Here is a 16103-nt window from a genome sequence, read left to right on the forward strand (position 1 = left end):
AAAGCTTAAAATGTTTTCATCGAAAAGGCTGTTTATTAGCTGTAAAAGGGTTAGAATTTAACTGACTCCACGCTAATAAATGGCTGTACAAATATTCTGCCACTAGGCAGTAATAGATTAAGGAACATACAATGACACGAAATGAAGGCCAAGCCTCGGTTATCCTAGATAATGTTTGTAAGCTGATCCAAAAAAAAGTTCACGCTGATAATGTGTTACTCGTTGAAAAATTTGCCAAAGCCTTGTACAGCAACATGTCTAAAGAGGATTTGGCTAATCGTAACGATAGTGACTTATATGGCGCTGCACTAAGCCTTTGGAATTCGCTAGAAAAGAATACAACTGATAATGCGGTTATCCGCGTTTTCAATCCCGAAGTGGCTAAAGATGGCTGGCAGTCATCGCATACAATTGTTGAAATTATTGCTAAAGATATGCCTTTTCTAGTAGATTCAGTGCGTATGGCCATGACTCGTGAAAATATCGCCTCTCACTTATTACTTCATAGCCCACTTAAAATTCAACGTGACAAAAACACAAAAATATCGGGTTTATCTAATTTAAAAGCAGAGCAAGAATCGACGTCGACTAAAACGGTTTTCTTTATTGAAATTGATCGTCAAACAGACTCTTCTGTAATTGAGTCTTTCAAAAAAGAATTAGAATCAGTACTCGTTGATGTATCTGTTGCAGTTGAAGATTGGCAGCCTATTCGTAAAAAATTAATTGCGGTCACCAAAGGGCTACCTAAGCGTCGCCACAATAAAAATGAAAACGAAGTTGCCGAAACGGTAGAGTTTTTAGATTGGTTAGTTAAAGATAATTTCACACTAATGGGTTATCGCGAATATGAATTGAGCCCTGTGCAAGGTGACTACCAATTAAAAGGCAAAATGGACACTAGCCTTGGCTTGATGAAAAATTCAACTGAAGAACACACACGATTATTATCAGAATTACCAGAAGTAGCACGCCAAGAAGCGCGTAGCAGTAATTTATTAATTTTAACAAAAACCAATTCACTTTCTCGTGTACATCGCCCCGCTTATATTGACTATGTTGGTATAAAACGTTTTGACGATGAAGGGAATGTAATTGGCGAAGACCGTTTTATTGGGTTGTTTTCTTCAAGCTTTTATAATAATAGCGCTGCGGATGTCCCTGTATTAAAGAGTAAGATTAACCGCATCATGGAGATATGTGACTTTGCTAAAGGTACGCATGCTTACAAAGCGGTTTTAAATATTTTAGAAACCTATCCCCGCGATGAGCTAGTTCAAGCGCGTGAAAACGAACTACTTGAAGTTGCCATGGGGGTTTTACAAGTACAAGAGCGTGACATGTGTCGCTTATTCGTTCGTAAAGATGCTTACGGCCGATTTTTCTCATGTATGGTTTATGTTCCTCGAGAACGTTACAACACAGCGCTTCGTCGTGAAACGCAAGATATTTTAGGCAACGCATTTAATTCTGACAACAAAGTCGAATTTACTACTTACTTTTCTGAGTCAACACTGGCGCGTACCCATTACACTGTTCGTGTGACCGATAACAATATTGAATATAACGTGAAAGACATCGAAAATAATTTAATAGAAGCTGCGCGTACTTGGGAAGACAAGTTGCAGTCTGCGCTTTTAGAATCAGCTGGTGAAGCACGCGGTAACGATTTAAACCGTAAATACTGTAATGCGTTTGCACGTTCATATAAGGATGAAGTGCTTCCCAGTGCCGCAGTTGTAGATATTGAAAAACTAGAATTATTGACCGACGAAAATAAACTAGAAATGTTGTTTTATCGTCCACAAGAAGAAGCTAATAGCAATATTGTACGATTAAGCTTATTCCATAAAGATGAGCCAATTCATTTATCTGATGTTATGCCAATGCTTGAAAACTTTGGTCTACGTGTTGTTGGCGAAACGCCATATTCAGTTAAAACCAGTGATGGTCGTATTAATTGGATCATGGATTTTTCTATGCTAATAGACAGCAAAGGAATGGCTGACTTTGATAAAATTTCAGCACGTTTTCGCGCTGCATTAACAAATGTTTGGGGCAACCGTCTAGAAAACGATGGTTTTAACCGTTTAGTTTTAATGGGTGGCCTAGCAGGTCGTGAAGCTTCTATTTTACGTGCTTATGCTAAATATATGCGTCAAATTGGTGTTACGTTCTCGCAAACGTATATTGAAAGTACTTTTGCTAATTACCCAAATATTGCTGCGCAAATAGTTAATTTGTTCGCTAAAAAGTTCTCAATTAAAGCCCCGGCTAGTGCTAAAACACTTGAGAAATTAATAGCACAAATTTACCTAGAACTTGAAAATGTTGCCAACCTTGATGATGACCGAATTATACGTTTATACGTTGATATGATTGTTGCAACGCTTCGTACTAATTATTATCAAAAAGATGCACAAGGTCAGTTTAAATCTTATGTCTCATTTAAGATTCAACCTAGTCTAATTCCTGATGTACCATTGCCACTTCCTGCATTTGAGATTTTTGTTTACTCCCCACGTGTTGAAGGCGTGCATTTACGTTATGGTAAGGTGGCTCGTGGTGGACTTCGTTGGTCTGATCGTCGTGAAGATTTCCGTACAGAAGTCCTTGGTCTGGTAAAAGCGCAACAAGTTAAAAATACAGTAATTGTACCTGTTGGCTCTAAAGGTGGTTTTGTATGTAAACAGCTACCGACTGAACGCGAAGCGTTTATAAAAGAAGGCCAAGAATGTTATAAAATATTTATTCGCGGCTTATTAGATATTACAGATAACATTGAACGTGGTGAAATAGTGCCAGCTCGAGATGTTGTTCGTCATGACGAAGATGATGCTTACTTAGTAGTTGCGGCTGATAAAGGGACAGCCACCTTCTCAGACATTGCAAATGGTATTGCGAATGAATATAACTTCTGGCTAGGTGATGCGTTTGCTTCAGGTGGTTCAGTTGGTTATGACCACAAGAAAATGGGTATCACTGCTAAAGGTGCATGGGAATCAGTTAAGCGTCATTTCCGTGAAATGGATATCGATTGTCAAACTACCGACTTTACAGTGGTCGCCATAGGCGATATGGCAGGGGATGTGTTTGGTAATGGTATGTTGTTGTCTAAACATATTCGTTTACAAGTTGCATTTAATCATATGCACATTTTTATTGATCCTAACCCAGATGCAGCGACATCTTACCCAGAGCGCGAACGTCTATTTAATATGCCACGCTCATCTTGGGAAGATTATAACAAAGACCTTATTTCTGCAGGTGGAGGTATTTTTTCTCGCGCGGCTAAATCAATAACATTAAGCCCTGAAATGAAAAAAATGCTTGGCACTAAAAAAGCAAGTATGACACCAAACGAATTAATGAAAGCATCATTAATGATGAACTTCGATTTACTGTGGAATGGCGGTATCGGAACGTACATTAAAAACTCTAAAGAAACTGATGCAGATGTTGGAGATCGTGCAAACGATGCACTTCGCATTAATGGTAATGAGTTGGGTGCAAAAATTATAGGTGAGGGCGGTAACTTAGGCGCAACTCAACTTGGCCGTATAGAGTTTGCAGCAAAAGGCGGGCGTGTCAACACTGACTTTATCGATAACGTAGGGGGTGTTGCGTGTTCTGATAACGAAGTTAACATTAAAATTTTACTTAATGGCTTAGTTGCGGAAGGTGATTTAACCCGTAAACAACGTGATGAGCTACTTTATTCAATGACTGATGAAGTCTCTGAATTAGTGCTTAAAGATTGTTATCGCCAAACGCATACGATTTCAATTACGCAATCGAAGGGCACGTCTACTCTTAAAGAAAAAATACGTTTTATTCATGCGCTTGAAAAAGACGGCAAGCTAAACCGTGCTATCGAGTTCATTCCTAGTGATGAAGAATTGGCAGAACGTGCAGCCGCAGGTAAAGACTTAACTCGCCCTGAGCTTTCAGTGCTCGTGTCTTACGCTAAAATGGTATTAAAAGAGTCTTTAGTAAGTGATGAAATTACTGAAAACCCATATTACCGTCAGCTGCTTGTTAAATCGTTTCCACGGCCATTACGTGAGAAGTTTAACGATGCGATGAACAACCATCCACTACGTAAAGAAATTATTGCAACTAAACTTGCTAACAATATCGTTAATGATATGGGTTTAAACTTCATGGTACGTATGCATGAAGAAACTGGCGCAAGCGAAGCTGAAATAGCTATGTGTTATTCAATTGCCAGTGAAATTTTTGAAATGCGCGATACATGGTCTTCTATAAGCGCATTAGATAATAAGATTCCAGCAGCTGTACAAACTGAGATGCTTTACCAACTTCGTCGTACTGTGCGTCGAACTACACGTTGGTTCTTACGTCATCGTAATAAGGCGCAAACGATTGAGCAAGGAATTGAGTATTTTGCACCAACATTCAAAGATTTAAGTGAAAACTTAAATACTTATATCGTTGAGAAAGAAAATGATCGCATAGTACAAGAAGCTAATAAGCTAATTGAAAGTGGTGTACCGGAAGCTATTGCTAAGCGAATTGTGGCATTATCAAGTTTGTTCTCGGTAATGGACTTAGCGGAAATTGCGAATAGTTCGGGCCGAGGTATCTCAATGGTATCTAATACGTACTTTAAACTTGGTGCGCGAATGGGTCTGCATTGGTTCTTAGATCAAATTACCCATCAACCGGTTGCAAACCATTGGCAAGCGCTTGCTCGTTCTTCTTACCGTGAAGAGCTAGATTGGCAACAACGTACGTTAGCTGAAGTAGTATTAAATAGCTTTGAAGCTGATGAAAAAGATGTTGATAGTCAAATAGATGAATGGATGGATAACCAAGAGTTATTATTACTTCGTTGGAAACAGATGTTGGCTGAATTTAAAACTTCACAAAGTCATGATTTTGCTAAGTTCTCTGTAGCACTTCGTGAATTAATGTTATTGAGCCATAATTGTAATACTTCAGGAAAATAATTTAGCCTTTCATTTGTTTTTATTCCACAAAAAATAAATGAATTGATTATTTTGTTATACAATACCTCAGCCTTGTCTGAGGTATTTTTTTGTCTGTATTTTAATAGAGGATTATATTCATGTTTTACGATTTAGCTCGCCGTTTTATGTTTACCCGTGATGCGGAGTGGGCGCATGAGTTTGCTCTAAGTAACCTACGTCGCTTCGCTAACACACCGTTAAGTGCCGCTTGGTCGCAAAGTATTGCAGACAAACCAGTTAATTTTTTAGGCCTTGAATTCAAAAACCCAGTTGGGCTTGCTGCAGGGCTTGATAAAAATGCTGAATGTATAGATGCATTTAGCCAAATGGGCTTTGGTTTTATCGAAGTCGGTACGGTTACACCGCGCCCTCAAGTGGGTAATGATAAACCTCGTATTTTTAGGTTGCCAGAGTCAAATGCAATTATTAATCGCATGGGGTTTAATAATAAAGGCGTTGATAACTTAATCGCTAACGTAAAAGCGGCAAAGTACAGTGGGATACTCGGTATCAATATTGGTAAAAATAAAGATACACCTAATGAGCAAGGTAAAGATGACTACATTTATTGTATGCGTAAAGTATTTGAGCATGCCTCATACATTACGGTAAATATTTCATCACCAAATACCCCTGGACTTCGTGATTTACAATATGGTGCAGCGCTTGATGATTTACTGCAAAGCCTTAAAAGCGAGCAACTTGATCTAGCAGCTAAACACAATAAGCAAGTTCCGATGCTGATAAAAATTGCGCCGGATCTGGATCAAATACAAATAAAGCAAGTAAGTGAGTCACTTTTAAATAATAAAATTGATGGTGTGATTGCAACTAACACTACACTTGAACGAGCTGCAGTTATGGGGCAGCAATATGCAGAAGAGGCCGGCGGTTTGTCAGGTCACCCTGTTAGAATGCGCTCTACAGAGGTCGTAAGCGAATTAAAGCGTTTAACACAAGGTAAGTTGCCAATCATCGGAGTAGGCGGTATTGACGATGCTACATCTGCAAAAGAAAAGTTAGATGCAGGCGCAAATTTAGTTCAAGTTTATACTGGGTTCATCTACAAAGGTCCACAATTGGTAAAGACGATCGTTAACGGCTTATAAGGATCAGTTATCTAAGCTTTTGATCGTTCGATAAATGTTCTAAACAAATATTTAAAAAATGGTCAGAAGCCGTTATACTCTAAGCAACGTCTAATTATTTTAATAAACCCAAGGAGGAGTAAATGTTACAAGCATCAAAGCAATGGCAGTGGATTGCTTGTCCTGATAAAAACCGTTTATTACTTGATTTAAATGACGATATGCAATTATGTACGCCTTATAAGTTAAGACAGTTAACGGATTCTGTTTTTAAGAATCCACGCTTTAGCCTCGAAGATGCGGCATTTTACGAGCAAGTTTATAATTACCTTGATGGATTTGAATTGTGGACTGCGGCTCAAGTTTGTCAAATATCGCTAAATGCGACCGCTGTTAAGTATCACTTAAAGCCCGTTTTAGCAAAAAGTTGGTTTTTTGAAGAATACACCGGGACAGAGCCAAGCGTAGAGGCAATAGTAAAATTAACATCTAAAGCGCAATCGGGTGATTTCTTAATTGTAGAGCACTGCTCTGATGCATCTATTTGTTTGAATCTAAGTGAAACATTTAAATTGGACGAAAACTTATCTTTAGCACAATTTGAAGTAATCCGTATTTTGAATAATCGAGTCCACCCCATCCTAAATCAGCAATACCAAAGTCAAACCGCCTAAGGTCTGCTGATCTTTGCGGATTGAAATTTGTTCAAACTAGGGGCTATTTAATCGCGGCGCGAGATTTGTAACCTAGTGGGCTCGGTAACTGCTCCTTCGTTACCATACTGGCTTACATCCATGTAAGAATAAGTAAAACCGAGCAAAGCTTCCGCGTCCTGCTCACGCCCCTTACCTACATCCACTTAGGCAACAAAGAGTAAATAGCCCCTAGGAAGAACCGTTTGGGCAGCGCCTGTTTGGCATTAATGCTACGTTATCGCCCATTTATGGGGAATGACCACACTGCATAGGCTCTGCCTTGCCTAAATACCAAACAGACTGCTGCAAATTTAACCTTGAAAGTTCAACAGACCCTCATCAAATTTAAGTTTTTAAGCGTGTCTTTATGGCGTGTATGTCACTCAACCTATGTTATAATCCTGCGCAATTAGCTATTAAGGGTTATTACTTTGCAATTTATCGCACTTACTTCTATCGGAATCGAAAATTTATTGGTTGATGAATTAACAGAACTTGGCGCAACTGTGTCTAAGCAAACTGTTGGTTCTGTTCGTTTTGAGGCTGACTCATTACTGGCGCAAAAGGTTTGTTTATCAAGTCGTTTTGCAACGCGTGTGCTTATGCTTATTGAAGAAAAAGAAGGCGTAGATGACAAAAATAGCCTGTATAATTTTGCGCGATCGCAACCTTGGCAAGAGTGGTTTGGACCTACTCAAACATTCGCTGTCGACTTCAACGGTACCAATGACTCATTAAAAAACACACAATTTTCTGGTCTTGTAATAAAAGATGCGATTGTTGATTATTTTAATGATTTATACGAGCAGCGTCCCAACGTTGATAAGCAAGACGCTAACGTACGTGTTGTTGCACGACTAAATCGTTACGGCGTTTCTATGTATATTGACTATTCTGGCCCTCGTTTGTCTGAACGTGGTTACCGTCAAGGCCAAGGTAAAGCGCCAATTAAAGAGCATTTAGCGGCTGCACTAATTAAGCGAAGTGGTTGGCTTGATAATGTAAAACAGCCTTTATTCGATCCATGTTGTGGTGCGGGTACTATTTTAATCGAAGCGGCCGGCATGGCACGAAACGAAGCGCCGGGATTATTCCGTGAAGGCTTTGCTTTTGAACGTTTACCCAGTTTTAGAGCCGCTAAGTTTAAAGAACTTAAAGAAGAGTTACTTGCTAACATTACCGACCCTAAATTGTGGTTAATTGGCCACGATTACGATGAACAAGTTTTAAGTAAAGCGATTGATAATGCCAAACGGGCTGAGCTTGATGATGTTATTAAGTTTAAGCAAAGTGATGCCACTAAGCTTACAGCCGTTGCTAAGTTACCTGGTGTGGTAATTTCAAACTTACCTTATGGTGAGCGTATTGGTTCTATGGCTGAGCTTGTTGATTTACACCGTAATTTAGGTGTTGGCTTTAAAAAGCACTTTAATCATTGGAAACTTGCCTTATTGGGTATGGACGAGAGCTTATTTAAACTTTTAAAACTTGTGCGTCTTAAGCGTTATAAGTTTAAAAATGGCCCACTTGATGTTGAACTCAACTTATATCAATTAGATGATAAGCAAGTAAGTTTGACCACCGATGATAAAAAAGCGCTTAATTTTGAAGGCTCTACGTCATTCGCAAATAGATTGAAAAAGAATAAGCAAGGCTTAAAAAACTGGCTTAAACAAAATAAAGTAGACGCTTATCGTGTTTATGAAGCGGATATCCCTGAGTACAATGTTGCTGTAGATATTTACGGTGATTCAGCGGTTATTTTTGAATATGCAGCGCCTAAAGAAATTGATGAAAAAACATCAGAAAAACGCCTGCAAGACGTAATAACATTGACTTCGCAACAACTTGATATCTCGCCTGAAAATATTGCTGTAAAAGTGCGTAAAAAGCAAAAGGGTGAAGACCAGTATACGGCCATGTCTAAACAAAACCGAACTATGGTAGTTGAAGAGTTTGGTGCTAAGTTTAAAGTTAATTTATTTGACTACTTAGACACAGGTTTATTTTTAGATCACCGTTTAATGCGTCGTTATATTCAAGAAAATGCAAAAGATAAACGCTTTTTAAACTTGTTTGCATACACAGGTACTGCCTCTGTGCATGCTGCACTTGGTGGCGCTAAAGCAATTACAACAGTTGATTTATCTAAAACCTATTTAAAATGGGGCCAAGATAACTTCGATTTAAACAATATCAGTAATACACGTTACCGTTTTGAACAAGCAGATTGTTTAAAGTGGTTAGAGCATGCGACAGCACAATATGATTTGATATTTTTAGACCCTCCAACGTTCTCAAACTCAAAACGTATGAAAGACGCGTTTGATGTGCAAAGCGATCACATTAAATTATTAACGTGGGTTAAAAAGATTTTAAGTCCATCAGGTACTTTGATTTTCTCTAATAACAAACGTGGTTTTGTAATGGATGAAGTTGGCCTGATTGGTTTAGGTTTAAAAGCCGTTAATATCTCAGATAAAACACTATCACCAGACTTCAAACGTAATAAAAAAATCCATAATAGCTGGCTAATTACGCATGGCTAAATGGATTTTATATCATACTGATGGTTGCCACTTGTGCGAGCAAGCTGAGCAACTTATCACTGATGTACTAAATGACAACAGTGAGTTATTACTAATCGATATTATGACTGATGAGCAGCTTATTGCTGAGTATCAAATTACTATTCCTGTATTAAAAAGTGAAAAAGGCGAGAAATTATATTGGCCTTTTACCTTACACTCTGTGCGCGAATTTTTAGCACAAGCAGAATAAGAGCAAATAAGAACTATGGATTTAATAAGAATTTTAAAAGCACAACTTGCTTTTGGTACACATGCTTTGCTTAACAAAGCAGATGCGGTTATAGAAAGTGGCGAAAGAGTGTGTGTTGTTGGTCGAAATGGCGCGGGCAAGTCAACGCTGCTAAAAGTACTTGATGGACAAGTTGTTTTAGATGATGGCGAAATAAATCAACTCGGTGGCATTCGAATTTCTCGCTTAGAGCAAGATCCACCAAAAGGTGCAAGTGGCACTGTATTTGATTACGTTGCGCAAGGTATGCCAGAAATTGCTAACTTACTCATTGATTTTCATCATGTTAGTAACGAATTGCAAACACAGTGTACTGATAAGTTATTAAACAAGCTTGAACGTTTATCAAACCAACTTGAAGCCGCTGATGGCTGGCGCTTTGATAGCCGAATTCAATTAGTCTTAACACAATTAGAGCTAACGCCAGAGGCTAAACTTGAGTCCCTTTCTGGTGGTTGGTTACGCAAAGTGGCACTTGCGCGTGCACTTGTAAGTGAGCCTGATTTATTGCTACTGGATGAGCCGACAAACCATTTAGACATGGCAAGTGTCATGTGGCTTGAACAGTTTTTAAAAGAATTTAAAGGCGGCATTGTATTTATATCACATGACCGTGCGTTTATTCGTGCTGTTGCTACGCGTATTTTAGATTTAGATCGCGGTAAACTTATTTCGTACCCAGGTGATTACTCGACTTATCTAGAGCAAAAAGCGCATGATTTAAAAGTAGAAGAAGCGCAAAATGCATTATTTGATAAGCGCTTAGCAGAAGAAGAAACGTGGATTCGCCAAGGTGTTAAAGCGCGTAGAACACGTAACGAAGGGCGTGTTAGAGAGTTAAAGCAGCTACGTAATGAGCGCAAACAACGTGTTGATCAAGTTGGTAAAACTGACTTTAATATTGAAACAGCAGATCGCTCTGGTAAATTAGTATTTGAAGCTCAGCACCTTTGCCATGCATTTAAAGACAAAGTTATTGCTGATGATTTTTCGACACTTGTTATGCGTGGTGACAGAATCGGCTTAGTAGGTCCAAATGGTATTGGTAAAACAACACTATTAAAACTAATGTTTGGTGATTTAGAACCAGATAGCGGCATAACTAAGCAAGGTGTTAATTTAGAATTTGCTTACTTTGATCAGTACCGTGAAAAACTTGACGAAGAAGCAACAGTTCAAGATAACGTTGCCGAAGGTAAACAAGAAGTGATGATGGGCGGTCGTTCACGTCATGTTTTAGGTTATCTGCAAGACTTTTTATTCCCGCCAGCACGCGCTCGTACACCGGTTAAAGCACTCTCTGGTGGTGAAAAAAATAGACTGCTATTAGCTAAACTGTTTTTAAAACCATCTAATATACTTGTTCTCGATGAGCCAACGAATGACTTGGATATTGAAACGTTAGAGTTACTAGAGGACATTATTAATCAATATCAAGGTACAGTGCTGATTGTAAGCCATGACCGAGAATTTATTGATAATACATGTTCTAGTGTATGGGCATTTGAAGGCAATGGTAAAGTAACAGATATCGTTGGTGGTTATAGCGACTATGAAGCTTATGTTAGTTACTTAGCTGAACAAGAAAAAAAAATTCAGCAACAACCAGTAAAAAAAGTTGAAAAAGTAGTAACTCCAGCTGCCAAACCTGCAGCTAAGACAAATAAACTCTCTTACAAATTAAAACTTGAATTAGAGCAACTACCGAATAAAATGGAAAAACTAGAAGCTGAAATTGAAGCTCAACAAGCTGTAGTGAGTGACGCAGACTTTTTTAAACAAGAGAGTGATGTAACAACTAAAGCATTGAACCATTTAGCACAACTTGAGTCTGACCTTGAAGCTGCCCTTGAGCGCTGGGAAGAACTTGAAGAATTACAGAATCAGTAGTAAGGACTAAAATGAAATATAAATTACTCGCTGCCAGTATTTTAGCGACATTAAGCACTTCAGCAATAAGTGCGACATATCAATTAACTGAGTTAGGGTCTTCTGAAAACGCTAAACACTCTTACGTTACCGATGTTAGTGAAAGCGGCCATATTATTGGTGTCGCTAATGGTTTATATAATTTACCAATTGATACAAGCTATATAGATTTTTCAGAAAGTATTATCAAGAATAGTTACAGTAATACAGAAGATGCATTTGAGTTAAGCGATAAAGTAATTACCTTTACGCTTGATGATATCGAAAACAATGATGCTGTAGCGACTAACTCTGACGCTCATAGTTTTATGATTAGCTTTTTATCATCGATTTCTACAAATTTTGAGTATCAGAAAATAAGTTCATTAATAGGCGTTAATTTTAATGATTCTACTTTAACAGAGCAGCCTTTATTTGATATAGCTTCAGTTGATTACGATGGATTAACGCGCTCTACTACGAATTTGTACAATGCTGTTAGCGAAGATGGTGTTTCAGTTGGTTGGGGCAGTGCTCCCTACGATAAAGTTTTATTCACTCCTGATGGAGATGACGAAGCTGAAACATGGTTCACTCATGAATTTATTGAACGAGGCATCGTAATTGGCGCAGATGGTTTACAAGTTCCGTTAGTCCCTGAGTTTAATGAACATGGCGGTACAAGTCGTGCTAACGATATTATAAAGACAAACAGCGGATACACGGTTGTTGGAAATATATCAATAGATATTCCAGCAGATAGGTTAGAAAATATTGAAGATAGTTGTGATAATGAAGATGAACCTATATCTGTATGTGTTAATTTATTAAATTCTAATATTTCACGAGGCTTATTTAATAAGCGTGCTGTTAAATGGGAACTTGATGAATCGTTAAATATTACTTCTGTCGAAGAACTTGGTTTAGCACTGACACCTGATGAAGGTGAAACTGAAGATGATGCATTTATAAGTACTGCACTTGCGGTTAATAGTAATGGTGTTGCTGTAGGTTCATCGCATACGCGATACTACAAAGATGATGACATTATATTAACCATGCCCGTTTATTATAAAGATGGTGCGGTAGTTGATTTTATAAATCAAGAAGATGATTGGCAAGGCGGTAAAGCATTAGCAATAAGTAATAATGATGTTGTTACGGGTTATGCTATTAAACGAATTGAAGGAACACTTCGAAATAAGTTTTTTTATCATGATATAGCAACAGGCAATACGGTATTTCCTAATGACTATTTTTCTAGTTCAAGTTCTTATGGTAATGATATAAATAGCCAAGGTTATATTGTTGGGGAAGGTGAGGTAGGTGTTTCAGATAGCTCACGTCGTAAAGAGGCATTTGTATACAAGATTGGCGAAGATAAAATAACCAACCTAAATGACTTATTACCATGCTATGAAACTGATGGTGAGACAAATTATGCTTATACAATGGCTGAAGCTAAAGTAATTAACGAAAATAATGAGATTTTTGGTGTAGCAACCAAAACAGTTGAAAAACGTGATTCGTTAGGTGGAATTGTTACTGATATTGAAGGCAATATTGAATTTGAAAGTGTCGCAGTTGCAGTAAAGTTAACTCCTATTGCTAATGGTGAAGTTGAAAACTGTGCACCACCTGAAGCAGAAGTTTATGAACGTAACTCTGCGAGCTTTCCTTGGTTCACATTATTATTACTACCCTTAGTTGGCATAAGACGTATATTCCGTTTTTAATTAACTAAAGTGATTTGCATAAAAAATCCCAACTTCATTAAGTTGGGATTTTTTTCGTCTATAGTAATTAGAGCTTATAAATATTTGGTTATTTGTTGCGTGTTGCCCACGCTTTGACTACTGAACGTCGCCAAATAATATCTATACTAAAGTAAGCAATTATGCTCGCGATAGAGGCGCATACCAATGAGCCAATTAAAAAAGCGGGTCCAATGGTTTCTATACTTTCTAGAAACCAAGCCCAGCTAGGTTCGAAGGCAAAGTGTTGCTCTGGCTGGTTTAAAATTAATGTACCAACTAAATACGACCCGTAGAATATAGGGGGCATAGTTAATGGATTTGTAAGCCAAACTAAAGCAACCGAAATAGGTAAGTTAACTCTAAATACAATAGCTCCAGCTGCGGCTAAGACCATTTGAAAGGGAACAGGGATGAAAGCAAAAAATAGCCCAACAGCAAATGCTCCTCGAGCGGACCGTCTATTTAAGTGCCAAAGATTTGCATCTTGCAAAAGGTGCCCAAAAATTCTTAGATATTTATGATGTCTAATTTTATTTGGATCAGGTAAAAATCTTTGGATCGTTTTTTTAGCCATTTAAAGCAACCATTTACATCAGTGTGGATAAGTCTTGGGTTTGTAATTGGCTGTATCGCAACCGTATTTTATTATCAAACTCTCGAATTTATAATATTCACAATATCAGTCCTTATTGTGAGTTTGTATTTTAAGCCGTTTTTAAATGTATTGTTAGGCTTTATTTGCGCTATTTGCTGTGTATCACTGCATTATTATACTTTTTATAATTTTGAAAGCCCAAAACAGGATGAAAAGTATGCATATGCAGCTGAGCTAATTGTCGAAGATATAATTTCAAATAAGCAACCTCAATACATAAGAGTAAAAATAATAGAATTTGATACTGCTCAATACGCATATTTTAGGGCACCGAGTGCAATGCTGAGTGTGAATTCTGAACAAATACTTTTTGTTGGTGATACTTTTAAAGCAACAATAGCTATAAAAAACTTTCGAAGTACTAAAAATTTTAATGTATTTGATAACGAGAGATATGCTTTTACACAACGAATATTTTTTAAAGGAAAAATACTCAATAAAGAACTTATTGTTGCGCGTAATAAAAAACACAGCCACCTTATAAATTATAGGGAATATATAAAAAGGACTTACAGTAATACAAAACTTAAATGGCTATATTATGCACTATTAACGGGTGATAAGTCGTTAATGAGCTTTACAGATAAGCAATTAATGCAATCATTGGGGTTGAGCCATTTACTGGCAATATCCGGATTACACATCGGGTTAATATTTGGTTTTTGCTATATAATTACGCGATTTTTATTTAAACAAATAAAATACGCTGGTAAGCAGACTAAAAACCTGTCTGTTATTTATAGTCTAGTTGGCTTTATTGGATCGTTTATCTATGTATATTTGAGTGATTTTTTAGTTTCAGCTACACGCGCCTTAATCATGCTTGGGTGTTATTTAGCACTCTACTTTTTGGCAAAACAACCATTACGTTGGCGAAGTATTTTATATGCACTTGTTATTCTGCTTATAATTAATCCTTTTAATGTATTAAACGCTGGGCTGTATTTCTCGTTTATTGCTGTGGTTATTATATTTCTAGTTGTTAAGCAAATACCGATTTTTAATACATCATTTCTAAATAAGGTCGTTGCATTAACTGTCGTTCAAATTGCTTTATTTATTGGTTTATTACCACTTTCATTATACTTCTTTAATGGCGTGAGCTTAGTTGGTTTAGTACTGAACTTAATTGCTATCCCATTACTTTCTTTAGTCGTTATGCCTTGTCTAATTATTATCACATTTATTAGCAGCTTACTTGATATAGGCATAATTATTAGTGTTTTTGATGAAAGATTAAGTTATTTATTCGAATGGCTATTGAAAATACCTAGTTATATTCGTTGGTTAAATATAGGTAATATTGACGCTATTGTTGTTGTTTTTTCATACATTACTATTTCGATTTTTTATTTAGTCCCATATAAATGGCTAGCAGGTATCCCATTAAGTGTCATATTGTTTAACTACTTAATAGTGGATAAGCCAAAATGGCAATTACATGTTTTTGATGTAGGACATGGATTAATGGTGCTAATAGAAAAAGATAAACATGCACTAATTTATGATTTTGGGCCTAGTTATTTTAATCGTTTTAGTCGTACCCGTAGTATTTTACTGCCCTTTATTGAGTCAAACAATCTTACTGTATCAACAGCTATTTTAAGTCATGAAGATAACGATCATGCGGGCGGTGTAGATCATTTTATAAAAGCAGGCTACGAAACTCGTTTTACCACATTTCATCCCAATAACTTACAAGACATTTGCAAAGTAACCAAAATAGATATTTTTGGCCTTCAAATTGAAAGCTTTAAAACGTTAAACTTCAAAAATGAGAATGATGATTCATGCGTTATTCGTGTTGCTGATAAAACCCACAGTGTCTTATTAACGGGTGATATATCTAAACAACGAGAGTTGCAATTATTGCAAGAGAACTATTTTTTAAAAAGTACCGTTATGCTAAGCCCACATCATGGGAGTGATACATCGTCTAGTAATGAGTTTATAAGTGATGTAAATCCTAAAATTGTTATTCATTCTAGTGCTTACAAAGGACAATGGCACTTCCCGAAGGAGGAGGTTGTTGATCGTTACGACAAAATAAAGGCAACTCAATATGTGACAGGTCAACAAGGACAAATAAGTATTGAATTTTACAATGATAATGTTCGAGTAAAAGCGGCTCGCGAGGATGAAAGTTACTGGTTTATCAAAAATTGACGTTTTGTTTTAGTGTGCCT

Annotated in this window: 9 protein-coding genes; 8 read left to right on the forward strand and 1 reads right to left on the reverse strand. The window is 37.2% G+C overall.

The features are described from left to right. Positions 1 to 131: 131 nt before the first annotated feature. The 7 genes from D172_RS08240 to D172_RS08270 all read left to right on the forward strand — a co-directional run bounded on the left by D172_RS08240 (position 132) and on the right by D172_RS08270 (position 13241). Positions 132 to 4973 (forward strand): NAD-glutamate dehydrogenase, encoded by a 4842-nt coding sequence (locus tag D172_RS08240; RefSeq protein WP_007375731.1) that lies wholly within the window; start codon positions 132 to 134, stop codon positions 4971 to 4973. Between the two features lie 119 nt (positions 4974 to 5092). Next, positions 5093 to 6103 (forward strand): quinone-dependent dihydroorotate dehydrogenase, encoded by a 1011-nt coding sequence (gene pyrD, locus D172_RS08245; protein ID WP_007375732.1) that lies wholly within the window; start codon positions 5093 to 5095, stop codon positions 6101 to 6103. Between the two features lie 122 nt (positions 6104 to 6225). Next, positions 6226 to 6756, forward strand: coding sequence for a cell division protein ZapC (locus D172_RS08250; protein ID WP_007375733.1), 531 nt, complete (start codon positions 6226 to 6228; stop codon positions 6754 to 6756). 452 nt (positions 6757 to 7208) lie between these two features. Continuing rightward, positions 7209 to 9326, forward strand: coding sequence for a bifunctional 23S rRNA (guanine(2069)-N(7))-methyltransferase RlmK/23S rRNA (guanine(2445)-N(2))-methyltransferase RlmL (gene rlmKL, locus D172_RS08255; RefSeq protein WP_007375734.1), 2118 nt, complete (start codon positions 7209 to 7211; stop codon positions 9324 to 9326). Continuing rightward, positions 9319 to 9558, forward strand: coding sequence for a glutaredoxin family protein (locus D172_RS08260; RefSeq protein WP_002961779.1), 240 nt, complete (start codon positions 9319 to 9321; stop codon positions 9556 to 9558). The genes rlmKL and D172_RS08260 overlap by 8 nt, the downstream gene beginning before the upstream one ends. A 15-nt stretch (positions 9559 to 9573) precedes the next feature. Further along, positions 9574 to 11487: an ABC transporter ATP-binding protein gene (locus tag D172_RS08265; RefSeq protein WP_007375735.1), complete on the forward strand. Its 1914-nt coding sequence runs from the start codon at positions 9574 to 9576 to the stop codon at positions 11485 to 11487. A gap of 11 nt (positions 11488 to 11498) precedes the next feature. Beyond that, complete coding sequence (locus tag D172_RS08270; RefSeq protein ID WP_007375736.1) at positions 11499 to 13241, forward strand: DUF3466 family protein; 1743 nt, start codon at positions 11499 to 11501, stop codon at positions 13239 to 13241. Between the two features lie 88 nt (positions 13242 to 13329). Here the strand turns inward: D172_RS08270 and D172_RS08275 are convergent, their stop codons facing one another. Beyond that, a complete protein-coding gene (locus tag D172_RS08275; protein ID WP_033014898.1) occupies positions 13330 to 13836 on the reverse strand; it encodes a DUF2062 domain-containing protein in 507 nt (168 codons plus the stop codon). On the opposite strand from D172_RS08275, the gene D172_RS08280 reads away from it, so the two are divergent. Beyond that, positions 13816 to 16083 carry a DNA internalization-related competence protein ComEC/Rec2 gene (locus D172_RS08280; RefSeq protein WP_007375738.1) on the forward strand — a complete coding sequence of 756 codons (2268 nt, stop codon included), beginning with the start codon at positions 13816 to 13818 and terminating at the stop codon, positions 16081 to 16083. The genes D172_RS08275 and D172_RS08280 overlap by 21 nt on opposite strands. The last annotated feature ends 20 nt before the right edge of the window (positions 16084 to 16103 follow it).

Origin of the sequence: Pseudoalteromonas sp. Bsw20308 (assembly GCF_000310105.2) — a bacterium.
GTDB classification, from domain to species: Bacteria; Pseudomonadota; Gammaproteobacteria; order Enterobacterales; family Alteromonadaceae; genus Pseudoalteromonas; species Pseudoalteromonas fuliginea.

Excerpts from the sequence above, each read along its gene's own strand:
- D172_RS08240 (WP_007375731.1), top strand. The coding sequence starts at position 132 with ATGACACGAAATGAAGGCCAAGCCTCGGTTATCCTAGATAATGTTTGT.
- pyrD (WP_007375732.1), top strand. The coding sequence starts at position 5,093 with ATGTTTTACGATTTAGCTCGCCGTTTTATGTTTACCCGTGATGCGGAG.
- D172_RS08250 (WP_007375733.1), top strand. The coding sequence starts at position 6,226 with ATGTTACAAGCATCAAAGCAATGGCAGTGGATTGCTTGTCCTGATAAA.
- D172_RS08260 (WP_002961779.1), top strand. The coding sequence starts at position 9,319 with ATGGCTAAATGGATTTTATATCATACTGATGGTTGCCACTTGTGCGAG.
- D172_RS08265 (WP_007375735.1), top strand. The coding sequence starts at position 9,574 with ATGGATTTAATAAGAATTTTAAAAGCACAACTTGCTTTTGGTACACAT.
- D172_RS08270 (WP_007375736.1), top strand. The coding sequence starts at position 11,499 with ATGAAATATAAATTACTCGCTGCCAGTATTTTAGCGACATTAAGCACT.
- D172_RS08275 (WP_033014898.1), bottom strand. The coding sequence starts at position 13,836 with ATGGCTAAAAAAACGATCCAAAGATTTTTACCTGATCCAAATAAAATT.